Origin of the sequence: Fibrella aestuarina BUZ 2 (genome assembly GCF_000331105.1) — a bacterium.
In the GTDB taxonomy this organism is placed as follows: domain Bacteria; phylum Bacteroidota; class Bacteroidia; order Cytophagales; family Spirosomataceae; genus Fibrella; species Fibrella aestuarina.
Genome location: NC_020054.1, coordinates 1,559,584 through 1,576,599 on the forward strand (window position 1 = coordinate 1,559,584; position 17,016 = coordinate 1,576,599).

Here is a 17,016-nt window from a genome sequence, read left to right on the forward strand (position 1 = left end):
GGCCAATCTGGCCGGGCGTTTTGCTGGGTACGTTTCTGGTCGATCAGTGACCGCCGCCACCGCCAACGGCACCCGCGCTAGCCACGGTGCTGCTGTTTTCCTTTACCAGAAAACATGAAGCCGCTGCCAGTACCAGACAGATGCCGCAGAGAATCAGCGCGTTGCGAGGGTCGTTGCCGAGCAGGGTTTTGTAATAAAGCGGAACAGTGAGCATGCCAATGAATTGCGGCACGCAGATGAAACCGTTGAAAATACCCATGTACACGCCCATTTTGGCGGGCGGTACGGCTCCGGCCAGAATCAGATACGGCATCGACATAATAGACCCCCAGGCTAGTCCCATGATCGACATCGCCACCAGGTAGATCATTCTGTCGTTGGACGTGAGCGTCAGGAAGAAGCCGACGGCGCCAATGCACAGGAAGAGGGCGTGGGTCGCGCGGGCACTGCCGATCGCTTTGGCAATACGCGGAATGAAGATGGAAATAACGGCGCAGGAGATACTGAACATGGCGAAGCACAGGCCACCCCATTTGGTCCCTTCCTCAAAACCGGCCGGGTTAGACGTCGTGTCGGGGGCGTTGAAGGCGTATTTGGCTACCGATAGCGAGAGGTATTGCCACATAAGCGGCAAGCCATACCAGGTAAAAAATTTCACCCACCAAAGCTGCCGCATCGCCGTTGGCATCGACGACAGAGAGGCCAGAATTTCTTTGAATACCGGCAGCATCAAGACCAGGTAGCCCCCAGCCAGCACGCCCATGCCCCACTTGAGGCCGTTGATCCACCCACCCGAACCAGCCGCGAAACAAAACGCCAGCACTGCCGCGCCAATGGCCATAGCCAGGTGCCAGAACGAGATCGACTTCTTTTCTTCCTCGGTAAAGACATGGGCGTTTTTATAGCTTTCATCATGCGGCGGATACTCTTTCGTGGTGCGCATGGTCCAGAGCACCGAGAGCACAATGGCCGCTCCACCAATGTAGAATGGATACCGGACCGAGTTGGGAATGCCATTGGCCAGCTGCCCTTCCGACATCACCATCGAAATGCCCAGCATGGGCAGAATGTAGGGCATCAGGTTAGCCAGCGTCTGCCCGAACCCCACCATGAATGATTGCACCGCGAAGCCCGTGGGCCGTTGCTCCTTATTGAGCATATCGCCCACAAAGGCCCGAAAGGGCTCCATCGCCGAGTTGAGGCCCGCGTCGAGCATCCACATCAGCCCCGCCGCCATCCAGACAACCGAGGAGTTGGGCATCAGAATCATGGCGATGCTGCCCAGCAGGGCTCCCACCAAGATAAAGGGCTTGCGGCGCCCCCACGTTGGTGACCAGCTCCGGTCAGATACCGCGCCAATGATGGGTTGCAGCAGCAAACCGGTGAGGGGTCCCGCCAGCCAAAGCCCCGGAATGGACGCTTCGTCGGCGCCCAGATACCGATAAATTGGGCTCATGTTGGCTTGTTGCAAGCCAAATCCGTATTGGATGCCCAGGAAGCCGAAGCTCATGTTCCAGATCTGCCAGAACGTGAGACTGGGCTTATCGGGAGCTACGGTTGGTGAAGGGACTTGTTCCGTTTGCATAGGTTGTTTAAAAAACGTTAAATACCGGACACTATACGTTAACCCTAGATTGGGCGTTTGACTCAGAAAAAGGCTCACACTTACCGGGTTACCTGAATTAGCGAGACCTTTGTCTTTTGGCCTGTTTGAATTGCCCAGCGTCCAATTACAATTATACGCAGCCATTGCATCTTTTAGTGAAGGAGTTGGGTTATTTTCTTACTTTCAACGTTTCATATCTATGCGTCTACAGTCTACTCGTGTGTTGATGGGCTTCTTGTTGACGGCGTCGTTGCTAACCAGCGCAGCGGGGCAGCCGCGACGGTATGAGCCTGATTCAGCCGTAGTGGTTCGCTCGGTAACGTTGAAAGGTAACTTCCGCACCCGCGACCGCATCGTGTTGCGCGAAATGGCCCTGCATGTGGGCGATACAATCCGACGGGGCGAATTGACCCAGAAAACCGCCTGGGATCAGCGGAAAATTTCCAACACCAACCTGTTCGTTACCGTCGACATGGCGGCGGTCGAAGACTCGTCGCAGTCGACGGCGTTTCGCCCCATTGACATTACGGTTTCGATGAAAGAGCGGTGGTACATCTTCGTGGTGCCGATCTTTGAACTGGCCGACCGAAATTTCAACGAGTGGTGGTATGAACGGGGCCGCGACCTGAGCCGGACCAACTACGGCCTGCGCGTCGACTGGAAAAACTTTACAGGCCGCAACGACCGGTTCTCGGCGCTGGCACAATCCGGCTTTACACCCAAATACATTGTTTCCTACGACCGCCCGTACATAGACAAAGCGCAGCGCTTCGGGGCCAATGCCGATTTCTATTACGCCTCAAACCGCGAAATCGCCTATCGCCCGCTTTTCGACAAGTGGGAGTACATCAGCCCGGCGGGGCTGTCTAGGTTACGTACCCGGCTCACAACCAGCCTGTCGGTTACCCGGCGCGACGGCTTTTACCATTTTCACGAACTCGAAGCCCGTTACACGCAAAACAACATCGCCGACACCGTAGCTCAACTCAATCCAGATTACTTTCTGGACGGACGTACCCGGCAACGGTTTATCTCGCTGACCTACAGCTACCGCTATGACCGGCGCGATAACGTGGCCTATGCCCTGCAAGGCAATCTGCTCACCGCCTCGCTGGTGCGCCATGGTTGGCTCGCCGACGCCGACCTGCGCCAAACCGAAGCGGCCATCAGTTACAGCCGTTATTACCCACTCGGCAAACGATTTTTTGCGGCCCACACGCTGCGGCTACGAAACACCTGGGCGCCCAATGAGCGGATTCCCTATTTCGGCGTTCGTGGGCTGGGTGGTGGCGATGACGTGCTGCGGGGCTATGAACTCTACATTGTCGAAGGGCAGCGGCACATTCTGTTTCGCAACAACATTCGCTACCGGCTGTTCGATGTAAAAAAACAGTTGAAATGGATTCCGCTGCGCCAGTTCAACACCGTACCCATCGCCGCGTACCTGTCGCTAATTGGTGATACTGGGTACGTCGACAGCAACATCGCCGAGCGCTACCAGAGCCGGCTGGCCAACCGGTGGCTGTACGGCACCGGCCTGAGCCTCGACGTAGTTACCTACTACAACCTGGTGTTCCGGTTTAGCGCTACCTACAACTCACAAGGCCAAACGGGCTTTTTCCTGAACCTGCAGCGTGAGCTGTAGTCGCTCGTGAGTAGCCAACGCCAACCAAGCCATTTTATTCGTGCAGGCTTGTCCCTTGCCAGCCTGCTCCGCCTGACTATGACAACCTACCTTCGTACTGCCGGCTTTGTCCTGTTGGCCCTGATGGGGTTCACCGCGTTTGCGCCCATCGGCGAAACGGCACGAATCACCGATACTAAAGACGGTCTCCTGTCGGGTACGGCCAGTGCCGACGGGAAAATTTCGATCTTCAAAGGTATTCCGTTTGCGGCACCGCCCGTTGGCAACCTGCGTTGGAAAGCGCCGCAGCCCGTGGTGAAGTGGTCAGGTGTACGGAAGTGCGAGCAGTTTGCCGCCAGCCCGATGCAGGGGACGCCCAATCCTTTTGGCCCCTGGAGCGCTGAATACCTCATACCCAAAGAGCCGATCAGCGAAGACTGCCTGTACCTGAACGTCTGGACGGAAGCAAATTCGCCAACGAAAAAACGGCCGGTGCTCGTCTGGATTTATGGGGGTGGTTTCAACAGTGGGGGTAGCGGCGTGCCCATCTATGACGGCGAGGCCATGGCCCGTAAAGGCATCGTGTTTGTCAGCATCAACTACCGCGTGGGGGCGTTTGGCTTTATGGCCCACCCTGAGCTTACGAAAGAATCGGGCAACAAAGGATCGGGCAACTACGGCCTGCTCGATCAGATCGCGGCCCTCCGCTGGGTGAACTATAACATCGCGGGTTTTGGTGGCGATCCGGCCAACGTCACGATTGCCGGGCAGTCGGCCGGGTCGATGAGCGTCAACTGCCTGGTGGCATCGCCGTTGGCCAAAGGGTTATTTAACAAAGCCATCGGGCAGAGTGGGGCCAATTTCAGCCGCCCCCGGACCACCTTACCGCAGGCCGAAGAAACCGGGCTGTCGATTATGCGGGCACTGGGAGCGTCGTCGCTGGCCGAACTCCGTGCCAAGCCAGCGGCCGAGATCCTGCAAAAAGCACAGGGAACCCGTGGCCCCGTGATCGACGGCTACGTGCTGCCCAAACCCGTCGCCACGATTTTTGCCGAAGGCAAACAGAACCCGGTCACCCTGCTGACGGGCTGGAACGAAGACGAAGGGATGCAGTTTGGCACGCCCAAAACTGCAGTTGAATTCCAAAAACAGGTCGAACAGCAGTACAACGCCGACGCCGCAACGTACCTGAAACAGTATCCCGCCACAAGCGATGAGGAAGCTGCCCGGTCGCAGATCGACGCTTCACGCGATCAGAGCTTTGGCGTGCAGAACTATGCCTGGGCAACCGTTCAGAGCAAGCAGGGCAAGCCGGTCTACGTGTACCGGTTTACCCGCAAGCTGCCCGCCACGGGCTCGTACGCGACCTACGGCGCTTTCCACACGGGCGAAGTGGCCTATGCCTATGATAATCTTCGCTTCATCGACCGGCAGCTACGCCCCCTCACCGCAACCGACGATGAGTTGGCCCGCCAGATGTCGGCCTATTGGGCTAACTTCGTTAAAACGGGTAACCCAAACGGGATCGGGCTACCGACATGGCCAGCTTATACCAATAGCAAAAAGCAGATGATGGTGCTGGGCGACGAGGTACAGGCCAAACCCCTGCCCGATGCCGCCCGGCTCGACTTTCTGCTGGGCCTCATGAGTCGGCCTTAATGGCTGGGTACATTGCCGGGTTGCTCAGGCGTTGGTAATCAGCAGGCTGTTGCCGTCGTTGCTCAGCGTAGTTTTATACTGCGTAAGCGAGCGTGTTGCCGGTCTTTGTGTGACGGTTCCACTGGTGGTATACTGGGCTCCGTGTTCAGGGCAGTACAGATTGTCGGCGCTGGCAACGTACCTGACGGTAGAGCCCTCGTGCGTGCAAATTTTTGACACGGCGATGTAGCTGCCATTCTTGATATGCGCTACCAGAATGTTACCGCTGTAGGCATAGTTTCCTACTGTTTTTAACCCCGAAAAAGCCGACGAGCTTAGGTCCAGCGTGACACCATCGGCACTAAGTGGGGTGACGGTATCTTCGGCTTTTGAGCATGCCGAGAGTGAACCTACGCAGTAGAATGCCAGGAGAGCCGAGCCGCTAAGCCCAAGTTGCTTTAAAAACTGTAGCCGATTGATGGCGCCGCCGGTGTTGTCCATTGGTTTGGTTGGTTAAGAATAGGTACAATAGAACCATGCGCAAACTCGGAGAAGCGATGAAAACAGGCAGGCAAAGCAGGGTAGCGCCTGTTGCGTAACCAACGCTACGCCTATTCGCCTCAATACACCATACGTCTGTTTTGCGGCGAACGTGGCAGATGTTGCGGTGAGAAGGAGGACGTATAAGTCGATATGTAGCTGCCTGACGGGCAAAGCCAGTGAAAGCCGTTGCGTCTTTGCGGCTAAACCTGCACTTTCGCGGCATGAGAAAGCTATCCATTGTGTTGCTTGGCCTGTCGCTGCTGGCAACGGCCTGTGAGTCACGCAAAACCACCGACGCAACCCAAACCAGCGATACGGCCACAGCTACACCGGTCACCGACAACAGCGCCAGTAACGTTGCAACCCTGACACCGCGTTTGCAAGCACTTGGCCTGACTCCCGACCATGCCTGGCAGAACGTCAATCTGGGCGACGACTTCTCGGCTCTGAAAGCCAACGCCAAAGCCGAGCCATTTGAGCAGGACGTAAAGCACGTTGGCTACACGACCGAGTTTGACAACCTCGAATCGGTAGATTACCAGTATTTTCAGGACAACGGGAAAATCAACAAGATTCAGGTTGATCTGTACCTGAACACGGCGCAAAGTGTGGCCGATTACAAAAAAGACCTGATCACGTACCTGACCGGCAAATACGGCTCTGCCGCCAGCATAGCGCAGGGCAGCAGCTGGCAGCAAGGCAAAGTCACGCTCCTCGACGTATCGAAAGGAAAAGACTTCGGCTTGCGACTGGTGATTAAATAAACACGAAGACCAGCAAAAAGCCAGCGTTGCGGGCTCATCTGGATGTTTTTAAGACAACCTGATGAATCCGCAACGCTGGCTTTTGCCGGTTAGCGAGCCGTCTTATTTGGGAAACGAAATCTTGAACAACGTACCCTGGCCCGCCTCACTTTCAACGTCAATATGGCCTTTATGGCTGTTGACGATGTTCTGAGTGGCCGTCAGGCCAAGGCCCATGCCGCTTTGTTTGCCCGTAAAGAACGGATCGAACAGGCGCTGCACGTTTTCGGGTGGAATACCACTGCCGTTATCGCGAATTTCCACGCAAACCTGCGTGTCATCGATACAATGGGTCTTGACAATCAGCTTACCGCGTTCCGGCTCCATCGCCTCCACGGCGTTGATCAAAATGTTGGTCAGCGCCACCCGTACCTGTTCGCGGTCGAGTAGGGCGGTGCAGTCTTCGGTCGAGAACTGCGTGACCAGCTGCATTTGCTTCAGCTTGATCCGGTCAGTGACCAGATTGAGCGTGTCACGCACCACATCGTTCAGGCTCTGCGGCTGACGGTCCAGTTCGCGGGGCTTCGATGAGTTGAGCATGTCGGTGATCAAGGCACCAATGCGCTCCACGTTCCGCCCGATGATGTCGGTATATAGCTGCGTTTCTTCGTTACCGACCAGTTCCTCACGGAGCTGATCGAGAGCCAGACTCAGGTTGGTGAGCGGGTTACGTACCTCGTGGGCAATACTGCGGGCGAGCTTACCGGTCATCGTCAGCTTTTCGGCGATAATCAGTTCCTGCTGCGCTTTCTTCTGATCGGTGATGTCGCGAACAATCCCCTGGTACCACATGGGACGGCCGTTGGCATCGTCGACGGCCCAAACCGAAATCAGGCAGATCCGCTTGCGACCTAGCTTGCTCACCAGGGTCGTTTCAAAATCTTTGATCTGATTGAACTCGCGCACCGAAAACCGCAACTGCCGTAGCGTATCGAGGCGGTCGAAGAGGCGGGCGGGGTTCATCTTCAACAGTTCGTCGCGCGTGTAGCCCAGCAACTGCTCCACCGACGGGTTAACATCGCGAAACGCCATGTTGCTGTTAGCTACGAAAATGGCATCGATGGACCGCTCAAACAGCGAACGGTATTTCTTCTCCTGCTCGATCGACTTCGCCAGCGATTCAGCTTGCCGCAACGCATACCGGATACTACGCCCCAGCAACTGCGCATCAATTCGCCCCTTGACGAGGTAATCCGATGCCCCGATGGCCATGGCCGAGTAGTCGACCGACTGATCGTCCTGGCCGGTTAGCAGAATCATCGGGGAGCGACACCCGTTTTCGGTGGCCTCCTGAATCAGTTCAATCCCTGTGCGTTCGCCCAGGCGATAGTCGATCAGGTAGACGTCATACTCATTGGCGTAAATGCGTTCGAGTGCCTCCTCGTAACCTTCCACCCAATCGAGGCGGAGATTTCGGTTTTCGGGAGCGCCCATGAGCGTGCGAGTCAGAATGTAATCATCTTCGTCGTCTTCGACCAGCAACACGCGAATGATGCTGGTCTTTTCCTGGATCTCAGGAGTAGTAGCGGGAGCAACGGTAAGCATAACGTGAGTGTTGCTAAGCAAGTTAATGAGGTAATTGAACGGTCTCCAGCCAATAATTCTTCAGGGAGCCGATCATCTCGGTAAGGCGGTTGAAACTGCTGGGTTTAACCATGTAGGAGTTAACGCCCATGGCATAGGTGCGATCTACATCGTCGCGCGATGATGACGTAGACAGAATGACTACCGGAACCCGTTTCAGATTCGGATGTGATTTGATCTCCGCCAGCGCCTGAAAGCCATTTTTTCGGGGCATATTCAGGTCGAGCAGAATGAGGCTCGGCTGCGGGGCATTCTGATCGGAAAACCCATTTTTATGTGTCAGGTAATCCATCAATTCTTCTCCATCTTCTACAAACTTCACCTGCGACGTGTATTGATGATGACGTAGCGCTTCATTCAGAAACAGCCGGTCGTCGGCGTCGTCATCGGCAATCAAAATCGTCTTGTGAACGTCAAAAGTAGGTGTTGTCATTCCGGTATTGGCTGAATATGTAACAGTTAGCTACGTTAACGCACGTAGGCTGGTTAACCTATGGGTAAACTCGACTGACAAAGCAACCCGGTAGTTTTTTAAAAAGTGCTGCGCAGCCCAGGTAATTGTGGCTATTCGGGCCCGAAACTGTGGAATTCCGTCCGCATAGATTTGCTCTTTGTAAAAAACCGTACTTACTCATTTGTCCAAAAAACAGTTATGTAAGCTTGTTGATAATCAGTTAATTAGACAACGATCGGGCCGTATTAATTATATACTGGCACGAAATTGTTAGGTAAGAGGACAACACAAGTACACTCAACGTTATGAAAAACTCTGTTAAAACCATCGCTGCAGCCGCCCTAATGACTCTGGGCTTTTTAGCTACCAATCACACTGCTCAAGCACAAACTCGCGTCAGAACGGGTATCAAAGGTGGTCTTTCGGCCAGTACGCTCCAATTCAACAATATTGACTTGACCGACCGTAAGGAACGCATTGGTTTCCACGCCGGCTTATTCACTCAAATCCCGGTTGGTTCAGCCTTCGCCATTCAACCCGAATTGCTTTATTCAAATAAGGGCGCCTCGTCGAACTACCGTGCCTTAGCCCAAGACAGCCGCGCTTCGTTCAACCTGAATTACGTTGAACTACCCGTACTAGCTACCATCAAGCTCGGCAACGCTGCCGAAATTCAAGCCGGTCCGTACGTAAGCTACCTGCTCAATTCGAACGTTAGCAATACGGGCGGGATACTGGGCAATTCGTCAATCAATCTCAACGCCGACCAATTTAACCGCGTCGATTACGGCCTCGCCGGTGGTGTCAACGTTTACTTTGGTCAACTGCTGTTAGGCCTGCGTTATGCACAGGGTCTGCAACCCATTGCGAACACAACAGCGTCTAAAGCTGTATTCGACAATGCCAAAAATGGTGTTGGCTACCTGTCGGTAGGGTACAGCTTTAACTAAACAGCCAAGTAGACTGGAAGTCACAGCAATCGTGTGCGAAACGCTCTATGTCAACCCGCAATGGAATCATAAAGCGCTTCGTACACGATTTGGCGTTTTACAAATGAATGTCGTACGCCTTTAGCTTGTTGTACAACGTTTTGCGATCAATATTCAAAACCTCAGCGGCCTTCGTTTTGTTATAACCCGTTTTTTCGAGCACTTTCAAAATGGCTACTCGCTCAGCACTTTCTGAGACAGACTTCAGGTTATTGCCACTACCCTGAGCTGCCTGCTGGACAACCGGCGGTGAACCCGGCCGAACCGAATCGACAACGTAGCTCACGGTTTCCTCAGGTGTGATGTAGGTAGGCGAAACAATCTCGTGGGGAAGCACATCAACAGTGATGTAATCGCCCTGGGTCAGCAGCACCGCCCGCTTCACCACGTTTTGCAGTTCGCGAAGGTTACCATGCCAGTAATAGTCTCTGAACTTGTCCCGGGCCTCATCGTCGAAGCCTAGCACGTCTTTCTCAAGCTGTTGATTAGCGATTTCGAGGAAATGCTCGGCAAACAACATGATATCGGCGCGTCGCTCGCGTAGGGCTGGCAGATCGATCCGAAATTCATCGAGCCGGTGGTAGATGTCTTCCCGGAAGCGGCCCTGCCGCACGGCATCACGAAGGTCTTCGTTGGTGGCACACAGGATGCGCACATCGACGCTGATGTCGGTATTGCCACCTACCCGCTTGATTTTCCGCTCCTGCAAGACGCGCAACAGCTTGATCTGATTCTCGTAAGAGAGGTTGCCAATTTCATCGAGAAACAACGTACCGCCGTTAGCTACCTCAAACGAACCGATCTTGTCCGACATGGCACCCGTAAAGGCACCTTTTACGTGACCAAATAGTTCGCTTCCGGCCAGTTCTTTAGACAGCGCTCCGCAATCGATGGCTACAAACGGCTTATCGGCGCGTTTGCTGCTCAGGTGAATGGCGTTGGCGACAAATTCTTTGCCAGTGCCGGTTTCGCCCGTAATGATCACCGACATATTGGTGGGGGCGATCAGTTCGATGTGTTTTTGAAGCTGTTCGGCCGCGCGGCTTTTTCCGAAGATAAACCGTTTGCCCGAGGGGGCCAATTCGCGGCTGCGGCTGGACTTTGGGGCGGTAGCCGATTTGGCAGGCTCGATAGCAGAAGGCTGCGTCTGAGCCGTGGTTTTGGCTGTAGGTACGTTCCGTTTCTCCAGTGCCCCCCGAATCGTGTAAAGAATTTCGTCGGGGAGAAGCGGTTTGGTTACGTAATCGTATGCGCCATATTTGAGGGCCTGTACGGCAATGCGTACATCGGAATAGCCGGTGATGATAATAACTGCCGTAGCTGGGCTGAGTACTTTTATGCGCCGCAGCATATCGAGGCCATCGGTATCGGGAAGCTTAAAATCACAAATGACCAGATCGTACGATTCTTTGCGCAGGAGCGAGAGACCATCTTCGCCCCGCTGAGCCGACGCCGTTTTGTACTTCTGTTTGCCCAGGAATTTCTCTAGCAACACACAGATGTCATTATTGTCGTCGATTATCAGGATTTTTTCCATAAGCAAATGCCCGAACTAACCTTGACAGGAATTCGGGCCTTGTTAGCCATTGATGGGTACAGTGGGTAAGGTGTAAAAGTAGCCCGCTGGGGGAACGCCTTTGATTCGTTGACTAATCTACAAAATTAATCGTCTGCAAATGCGCTAGACCTGAATTGATTCCAGAGCCTGCTCTACGGTCTTACGTGTAAATGGTTTACCCATGAAATAATCGGCACCCTGATCGCTGGCACGTTTTCGCTCGGCAATGCCGTCGAATGCGCTGATCATCACGACTTTAGGGTTGGAAACGCTGTCTTTTTTGATGGTTGGTAATAGATCGAAACCGACACCGTCGGGAAGATTTAAGTCCAAAAAGATAGCGTCAAAATGCTGTTGTGATAAACATTGACGACCTTCTTCCAACATGTGTGCGCAAGTAGGTTGGTACCCGAGCCGACGAAGTAAGCCAGAAAGAAGCAGACATATGTCGGCCTCGTCGTCCACGATCAGCACGTGCTTCGACTGATTCATAATTGTTTGTGTAGTCGGTCTTAACGGATACCCTTGTGCTGAGCCGCCTACTCGTGTGCCGGTCATGTTAAAAGTATGTTACGTTTTTAAATTTCTATTGTATAGTGTACCATATAAAATATAGTGCCTGAATTTGCAACCTGGTCTGTATTTCAGAATATTACCAACCTAAATGGCCGTTACAGAACCACTTAAGGGGCTGGCGACTTCAGAAATAAATATACTCAGCCTAAACGGCATCTGCGCGATTGGGGAAAAGTGTGGATTTGTTTACTAGGTAGGCCGCTTAAGTTGGGGAATATTTTCTACACTACTTGTGTGGTAACGTTGCTGATATCGATTGCAGAAAAAAAGTTTTTGGGGTGTATATGCCTCATTTCTACGCTTATGAGTACTTCAGTCCACACAGAACATATGTCGGGTGCAGAATTGGCATAATTTTCTCCTACTCAGTAACAGAACGCGAGACAAGTTGTTCTGATTTACTCAACACACAACGAACGTTATGGGAAATTTGCTGTACACAATAGCTGTGATTCTGGTCATCATCTGGGCGCTTGGATTCTTAGGATTCAATAGCTTCGGTATGGGTGGGCTTATCCATGCTTTGTTAGTTATAGCGATCATAGCGGTCCTGTTCCGGCTAATTAGCGGACGTGGCGTTTGATACACGCCCCTGTTCGGTCTATGCAGCCCTTCGGGCCAAGGCATCACGGAAGTGACCTAAGCCTGACTCCAAAGTAGACACTTAGTAAGTGGTACGTTTAGGTTTAGGTGGTTTCATTTTAGGTTAAGTACAAGTTACGGTGGGTACGGAATCCCTGCATCAGTTTGAGTGCAGGGATTTTTATTTGTATACAGTCATCGTCTGGAAAGTCATCAGAAAAAAGGGTCCGTAGTCTGGAAAGTCGGTCAAGTGTTGCTCACGCGAAGCAATCAACTTAACAACTCTCCAGACTACGGACCCTTTTTCTGATGACTTTCTAGGCACTCAAAGAGACATCATCTCCTTGAAGCGAATGGCTTGTCGGCGGCTGATTTCGATTTTGTCGTTGCTGCCCCGGAGCGTCACGAGCAGTCCGCCACTAAACCAGGGCTCAATCTTATCAATCCATTGCAGGTTGATGATGTGTTTCCGGTTGGCCCGGAAATAGGTAGCCGGGTCGAGGCGATCTTCCAGCGCATTGAGCGATTTGAGCACCAGCGGTTTCTGATCATCGAAATACAGCCGGACGTAGTTGCCCATCGACTCAAAGAGGCGCACCTTGCCCAGTTTCACAAACCAGCATTTCTCACCGTCTTTGACAAAGACCTGATCGTTTTCGCCCAATAGCTTGGTTGCGTCCTTGGGTACGTTCGGCGTACGTTCGGCCGTTGACCCGTGCAGTAGTTCTTCCTCGACGCGGTGGATCGCCTCGCTGAGCCGGGCCAGATCAACTGGCTTCAGCAGGTAATCGAGCGCATTGAATTCAAAGGCTTTGATGGCATACTCGTCATAGGCTGTCGTAAACACGACCTCGGGCGTGCGGCCCTCAATCGATTGCAGGAGTTCGAAGCCGTTCTTGCCCGGCATCTGAATGTCCAGAAACAGCAAATCGGGTTGCAGGTCGTCGATCATGGGCAGCGCTTCGTCGGCGTTGGCGGCTTCGCCAATGATATCTACTTTGGGAAAGTTCTCCAGCAGGCGGCGCAGTTCGTTGCGGGCCAGCCGCTCATCGTCGATGATCAGGGTTTTCATAAAAGGGAGTTTACTGGGCGGTTAGCGTTGGGAGCCTCATACATGCTGCAAGTGATCGCGCTTGAAGACACCTTCAGACTGCTGCGGAACCACAACGTCGGCGGCCACGATACCAGCCGTTTCCTGCTGAATGGCAAAGTGGGCGTCGGTGCCATACAGCAGTTCGAGGCGTTGGGCAGTGTTTTTCAAGCCAAAACCGCCCGAAGCCGTTTCTTTGGTCATGGCATCGGGTTGTAACGTACCTGTGTTCCGAATGCAGATGTGAAGTTGGTCGCGGCCCGACGTACCCGTTTCGATGCGGCCGATAAGCTCCACGAAGCCGCCACTAACGGCTTTCGACACGCCGTGTTTGATGGCGTTTTCGACCAGTGTCTGAAGCATCATCGGCGGCACCTGCCAGTAGTTGGCCTGCGGATCGACGCTGATGCGGCATTCGAGGCGGTCTTCATACCGGATCTTTTCCAGCGACAGGTAGTCCTGCACGGTTTTCACTTCTTCGCGCAGTTCAACGGTCTTGCGGCGGTCGGCGAGTAGTGAGTTACGCAGCAGATTCGACAGTTGAGTAATCCCCTGCTGCGCTTTCTGCGGATTCTCGTAGACCAGCGCCCGAATGCTGTTGAGGGCGTTGAACATGAAGTGCGGGTTCATCTGCGACCGTAGCACTTTGGCTTCCGTTTCCCGGATCGACGTTTTCAGGAGGATCTTCTCGATTTCGGCATCCCGCGAGCGTTCCACATAATGGTAGGCCGTGTAGCTTAGAATCCAGGCCATCATCGTTTTGACCCAGTTGACCATATTGGCGATAAAGGTCGACACGGTGCTCATGCGCAGGTCGGTGATCAGGCTCAGGTCGAATGGGAAATTGACGAAGGTCATGATAAACGCCAGCACGATAACGGAGCCCAATACACGCGGTGCCAGTTTGTAGAACGGCAACCGAACCCAGTTCCAACGTTTGATGGTGAGGCGGTATAGGTGCGTCAGGCTGATGCCAAGCAGAATATTGGCCAGCGTGAGGTAGAATATTTCTGGTACGAACCCCTCGTCGATCCAATAGATGATGAACTCGGTCATCATCAGGAGCGTCCAGCCGACGATTTGGCAAAACCAGTAAACACGTTGCTTCGACATAGGATAAAGTGGCTTGCGAGAGCCTGCTAACGAAACTACGTAAAAAATGCCCGTAGCGGGGCCCCCTTTATGCGAAGCCCGCCGATCGCTGGATAAGGCTCGACATTCGGCGGATGAACGGGCTTAAACACCAACGACCAGCTTTTGCGTAAAAGCTGGTCGTTGGTGTTGGGTATGAACGTACTTACAGTTCGAGGTAGCTGTTGACTGCGAAGAGGTGTGCCGTATCGTTGGCAACGTCCAGCGTAAAGGTGCCAGACTGATAGGTATAGGTTAGCTTATAGAGGCATAGGTTACTGTGTTCAAACTGATCCATGCGCGCCAGCGGATAGCCAAGCAGCCACGACAGCAAAATCCGCATCGCCCGCCCGTGCATGGCAACCAGCACCGGCGATTCGTCGGTCTGGGCTAGAATGTGGTCGATAGCCGGGCGTTGACGGGCCATTACCTGCTCGGGGCTTTCGCCCTGCTCGGTGGGCATCGCCGTGTTGCCAGCCGACCAGTTCTCGATCAGCGTCCGGTAATAGTCGTCGTCGAGCGTGTTGGGGACTTTGCCCTCCATGATGCCCCAGCTGATCTCGTTCAGGCCGGAGAGCTTCTCAAAAGGAATGCCCAACTCGATAAACGATTCGACGGTCTGGTACGTCCGAATCAGCGTTGAGGTGTAAATCTTGGCAAAGGGTACATGCTGATAAGCCTGGAAAAACGCCGCCGCCTGCGCCCGTCCCATGTCGTTAAGGCTGGCGTCGACCCCGCTGCCCTGCACAACCCCCCGGCGATTATAGTCCGTTTCGCCGTGTCGAATAATATATAGCTCCTTCTTAGCCAAAAGCGATTGGTGTTCCGGTTTCGGAACCTAAATTGGCCGCAAAAGTACGGAAAAATCAGTTGATTATGAACGCTAACGTCAACTTAGCCAACTTAGCCGAGTTTCACCAGCAGTCGATCGTTGGCCATCTGGGAATCGAATTCCTGGAAGCGACCGACGCCCACCTGACAGCCCGTATGCCGGTAGACGAACGTACCCAGCAGCCGTTTGGCATTCTGCACGGCGGGGCTTCGGTCGTGTTGGCCGAATCGTTGGGCAGCGTGGCATCGGTGCTGCGAATCGACACGAACACTCACCGGGCCGTGGGGCTTGAGATCAACGCCAACCATATCCGGTCGGTATCGTCGGGTTGGGTTTATGGCAAATGCACGCCCATTCATCTGGGCCGTACCACTCACGTCTGGGACATTCGGATCACCGACGAAGCCGAACGCCTCGTGTGCGTCAGCCGACTAACGATTGCCATCATTGCCGCAAGATGATAAAAATCAGTTTATCGGAATAATACAAAAATGGCTTCGTTGGGGTCAATGCTGGAGCTTATCCACGCATAAAGGCCTAAATTTTGGGCAAGCGTATCTCAATAAAGTGCATTTGCGCGCCACGAAGGCCCATGTTAATAGATGGTATCAATGCCTGATTGATAGAACCGATAAGACAGGTATTCATTTTCGCCTCAATTTTGTGCTGAAAACGCATCGTTTACAGAGACAACCTGTCTATCAACTCTATGAAAAATCATATTATTTCCGTTGGTTCGGAATTTCCTGAATTCAAAAAACTGGCCGTTGTTTCACTGGAGAAAGACAACGAGTTCTACGAGATTTCATCAAACGATCACCGCGAAGCTGGTAAGTGGCTGGTGATGTTCTGGTGGCCGAAAGATTTCACGTTTGTGTGCCCCACCGAAATCGCTGAGTTCAACAAGAAAGTAGAGGATTTTGAAGACCGTGATACGGTGCTGATCGGCGCGTCGACCGACAGCGAGTTTGTGCACCTGGCGTGGCGCAAAAACCACGACGATCTGCGTGGACTGAAATTCCCGATGCTGGCCGATACGTCGAAGTCGCTGGCCGAAGAGCTGGGCATCCTGGAAGCCAACGAGAAAGTTGCCTACCGGGTTACCTATATCGTCGACCCGCAAGGGATTGTACGCTGGGTAAGCGTCAACGATTTGTCGGTAGGCCGCAACGTAAACGAGGTGATCCGGGTACTCGACGCCCTTCAGACCGACGAACTTTGCCCCTGTAACTGGACCAAAGGCGAAGCAACGATCAACGCTTAATTAGCTAAGGGCGTGGGGCTCGGGGCAGGAGAGCCTATAGGTTCCTGCCCCGAGCCCCACGCCCAGGCTTTTTCAAACCATGACAATCACACGAACCGATACCGCTACCTCAATTCTGGCGAACCTGGGTCTGGCTCCTGAAGCCGATTACCCGGTGCTCGACGCGATGGGCGACAGCAAATACCTGCGTGATCTGAAGATCAATGTGGGTAACGTGCTGAACAATAGCACAAACCTGAATGCCAAGGAAAGCCGCTTGCTGGCCCTGTCGGTAGCTGCTAACGAAAAGCATCAGCCGCTGATCGACGCGTTTTCGGAGGCCGCTAAACAGGCAGGTGCCACTGACGCCGAAGTAGCCGAAACCCTGGCCTGCACGTCATTGCTTAGCACCAACAACATCTACTACCGCTTCCGGCATTTTGCCAACAAAGACGCATACACCAATGCGCAGGCGGGCATCCGTATGAGCATCATGATGACACCGGTACTGGGCAAAGAGTTTTTTGAGCTGATGAGCCTCGTTGTATCGGCTATCAATGGCTGCGAAATGTGCGTTCGTTCACACGAAGAGAGCGTACTCAAACACGGGGCTTCCGAAGCGCGTGTGCTTGACGCCATTCGGCTGGGCGCCGTCATCAAGGGCTTGCTCGTCGTCGTGTAAGGTCACTAGCCCCCGTTTAACTGGTTCACTATGAGCCGTTAAACGGGGATTTTTCAGATTTGGCTTACCTTCTGGTAAATA

At 53.5% G+C, this 17,016-nt stretch carries 17 protein-coding genes; 8 read left to right on the forward strand and 9 right to left on the reverse strand.

Going from position 1 to position 17,016, the window contains the following annotated elements; translation table 11 throughout:
- Nucleotides 1–43: 43 nt before the first annotated feature.
- Nucleotides 44–1,585, reverse strand: coding sequence for an MFS transporter (locus FAES_RS06310; RefSeq protein WP_041257604.1), 1,542 nt, complete (start codon nt 1,583–1,585; stop codon nt 44–46).
- A gap of 220 nt (nt 1,586–1,805) precedes the next feature.
- Between FAES_RS06310 and FAES_RS06315 the strand changes: the two genes are divergently transcribed.
- Together FAES_RS06315 and FAES_RS06320 are read left to right on the forward strand one after the other, a co-directional pair.
- The gene (locus tag FAES_RS06315; RefSeq protein WP_015330367.1) at nt 1,806–3,251 is read left to right on the forward strand and encodes a BamA/TamA family outer membrane protein; all 1,446 of its coding nucleotides are present in this window, start codon (nt 1,806–1,808) and stop codon (nt 3,249–3,251) included.
- Between the two features lie 78 nt (nt 3,252–3,329).
- Nucleotides 3,330–4,889, forward strand: a complete 1,560-nt coding sequence (locus FAES_RS06320) for a carboxylesterase/lipase family protein (protein WP_015330368.1) — start codon at nt 3,330–3,332, stop codon at nt 4,887–4,889.
- Between the two features lie 24 nt (nt 4,890–4,913).
- On the opposite strand, the gene FAES_RS06325 is transcribed toward FAES_RS06320, so the two are convergent.
- A complete protein-coding gene (locus FAES_RS06325) occupies nt 4,914–5,369 on the reverse strand; it encodes a QcrA and Rieske domain-containing protein (RefSeq protein WP_015330369.1) in 456 nt (151 codons plus the stop codon).
- A 263-nt stretch (nt 5,370–5,632) separates the two neighbouring features.
- On the opposite strand from FAES_RS06325, the gene FAES_RS06330 reads away from it, so the two are divergent.
- Nucleotides 5,633–6,175, forward strand: a complete 543-nt coding sequence (locus tag FAES_RS06330) for a hypothetical protein (RefSeq protein ID WP_015330370.1) — start codon at nt 5,633–5,635, stop codon at nt 6,173–6,175.
- Between the two features lie 102 nt (nt 6,176–6,277).
- Here the strand turns inward: FAES_RS06330 and FAES_RS06335 are convergent, their stop codons facing one another.
- Entirely contained in the window at nt 6,278–7,759 is a 1,482-nt protein-coding gene (locus tag FAES_RS06335; RefSeq protein ID WP_015330371.1) for a hybrid sensor histidine kinase/response regulator, read from the reverse strand.
- A 22-nt stretch (nt 7,760–7,781) separates the two neighbouring features.
- A complete protein-coding gene (locus FAES_RS06340; RefSeq protein WP_015330372.1) occupies nt 7,782–8,231 on the reverse strand; it encodes a response regulator in 450 nt (149 codons plus the stop codon).
- Nucleotides 8,232–8,557: 326 nt separating this feature from the next.
- Between FAES_RS06340 and FAES_RS06345 the strand changes: the two genes are divergently transcribed.
- Nucleotides 8,558–9,202: a porin family protein gene (locus FAES_RS06345; protein WP_015330373.1), complete on the forward strand. Its 645-nt coding sequence runs from the start codon at nt 8,558–8,560 to the stop codon at nt 9,200–9,202.
- 97 nt (nt 9,203–9,299) lie between these two features.
- Here the strand turns inward: FAES_RS06345 and FAES_RS06350 are convergent, their stop codons facing one another.
- The gene (locus FAES_RS06350; protein WP_015330374.1) at nt 9,300–10,778 is read right to left on the reverse strand and encodes a sigma-54-dependent transcriptional regulator; all 1,479 of its coding nucleotides are present in this window, start codon (nt 10,776–10,778) and stop codon (nt 9,300–9,302) included.
- Between the two features lie 144 nt (nt 10,779–10,922).
- On the reverse strand, nt 10,923–11,291 hold the full coding sequence (locus tag FAES_RS06355) for a response regulator (protein ID WP_041257605.1): 369 nt from the start codon (nt 11,289–11,291) through the stop codon (nt 10,923–10,925).
- Nucleotides 11,292–11,796: 505 nt separating this feature from the next.
- On the opposite strand from FAES_RS06355, the gene FAES_RS29970 reads away from it, so the two are divergent.
- Nucleotides 11,797–11,958, forward strand: a complete 162-nt coding sequence (locus tag FAES_RS29970; RefSeq protein ID WP_148289301.1) for a lmo0937 family membrane protein — start codon at nt 11,797–11,799, stop codon at nt 11,956–11,958.
- 324 nt (nt 11,959–12,282) lie between these two features.
- Here the strand turns inward: FAES_RS29970 and FAES_RS06360 are convergent, their stop codons facing one another.
- From FAES_RS06360 to FAES_RS06370, 3 genes are all read right to left on the reverse strand, one after another.
- Entirely contained in the window at nt 12,283–13,029 is a 747-nt protein-coding gene (locus FAES_RS06360; protein WP_015330375.1) for a LytR/AlgR family response regulator transcription factor, read from the reverse strand.
- 36 nt (nt 13,030–13,065) lie between these two features.
- Nucleotides 13,066–14,160, reverse strand: a complete 1,095-nt coding sequence (locus FAES_RS06365) for a sensor histidine kinase (RefSeq protein WP_015330376.1) — start codon at nt 14,158–14,160, stop codon at nt 13,066–13,068.
- A 184-nt stretch (nt 14,161–14,344) separates the two neighbouring features.
- The gene (locus tag FAES_RS06370) at nt 14,345–14,989 is read right to left on the reverse strand and encodes a histidine phosphatase family protein (RefSeq protein ID WP_015330377.1); all 645 of its coding nucleotides are present in this window, start codon (nt 14,987–14,989) and stop codon (nt 14,345–14,347) included.
- 65 nt (nt 14,990–15,054) lie between these two features.
- Between FAES_RS06370 and FAES_RS06375 the strand changes: the two genes are divergently transcribed.
- The 3 genes from FAES_RS06375 (at nt 15,055) to FAES_RS06385 (ending at nt 16,935) form a co-directional block, all read left to right on the forward strand.
- Nucleotides 15,055–15,471, forward strand: coding sequence for a hotdog fold thioesterase (locus tag FAES_RS06375; RefSeq protein ID WP_015330378.1), 417 nt, complete (start codon nt 15,055–15,057; stop codon nt 15,469–15,471).
- A gap of 248 nt (nt 15,472–15,719) precedes the next feature.
- Complete coding sequence (locus FAES_RS06380; protein ID WP_015330379.1) at nt 15,720–16,274, forward strand: peroxiredoxin; 555 nt, start codon at nt 15,720–15,722, stop codon at nt 16,272–16,274.
- Nucleotides 16,275–16,353: 79 nt separating this feature from the next.
- On the forward strand, nt 16,354–16,935 hold the full coding sequence (locus FAES_RS06385; RefSeq protein ID WP_015330380.1) for a carboxymuconolactone decarboxylase family protein: 582 nt from the start codon (nt 16,354–16,356) through the stop codon (nt 16,933–16,935).
- Nucleotides 16,936–17,016: the final 81 nt, after the last annotated feature.

Bases quoted from the DNA above. Each gene is read 5' to 3' on its own strand.
- FAES_RS06310 (WP_041257604.1), bottom strand. From the start codon at position 1,585: ATGCAAACGGAACAAGTCCCTTCACCAACCGTAGCTCCCGATAAGCCC.
- FAES_RS06315 (WP_015330367.1), top strand. From the start codon at position 1,806: ATGCGTCTACAGTCTACTCGTGTGTTGATGGGCTTCTTGTTGACGGCG.
- FAES_RS06320 (WP_015330368.1), top strand. From the start codon at position 3,330: ATGACAACCTACCTTCGTACTGCCGGCTTTGTCCTGTTGGCCCTGATG.
- FAES_RS06325 (WP_015330369.1), bottom strand. From the start codon at position 5,369: ATGGACAACACCGGCGGCGCCATCAATCGGCTACAGTTTTTAAAGCAA.
- FAES_RS06330 (WP_015330370.1), top strand. From the start codon at position 5,633: ATGAGAAAGCTATCCATTGTGTTGCTTGGCCTGTCGCTGCTGGCAACG.
- FAES_RS06335 (WP_015330371.1), bottom strand. From the start codon at position 7,759: ATGCTTACCGTTGCTCCCGCTACTACTCCTGAGATCCAGGAAAAGACC.
- FAES_RS06340 (WP_015330372.1), bottom strand. From the start codon at position 8,231: ATGACAACACCTACTTTTGACGTTCACAAGACGATTTTGATTGCCGAT.
- FAES_RS06345 (WP_015330373.1), top strand. From the start codon at position 8,558: ATGAAAAACTCTGTTAAAACCATCGCTGCAGCCGCCCTAATGACTCTG.
- FAES_RS06350 (WP_015330374.1), bottom strand. From the start codon at position 10,778: ATGGAAAAAATCCTGATAATCGACGACAATAATGACATCTGTGTGTTG.
- FAES_RS06355 (WP_041257605.1), bottom strand. From the start codon at position 11,291: ATGAATCAGTCGAAGCACGTGCTGATCGTGGACGACGAGGCCGACATA.
- FAES_RS29970 (WP_148289301.1), top strand. From the start codon at position 11,797: ATGGGAAATTTGCTGTACACAATAGCTGTGATTCTGGTCATCATCTGG.
- FAES_RS06360 (WP_015330375.1), bottom strand. From the start codon at position 13,029: ATGAAAACCCTGATCATCGACGATGAGCGGCTGGCCCGCAACGAACTG.
- FAES_RS06365 (WP_015330376.1), bottom strand. From the start codon at position 14,160: ATGTCGAAGCAACGTGTTTACTGGTTTTGCCAAATCGTCGGCTGGACG.
- FAES_RS06375 (WP_015330378.1), top strand. From the start codon at position 15,055: ATGAACGCTAACGTCAACTTAGCCAACTTAGCCGAGTTTCACCAGCAG.
- FAES_RS06380 (WP_015330379.1), top strand. From the start codon at position 15,720: ATGAAAAATCATATTATTTCCGTTGGTTCGGAATTTCCTGAATTCAAA.
- FAES_RS06385 (WP_015330380.1), top strand. From the start codon at position 16,354: ATGACAATCACACGAACCGATACCGCTACCTCAATTCTGGCGAACCTG.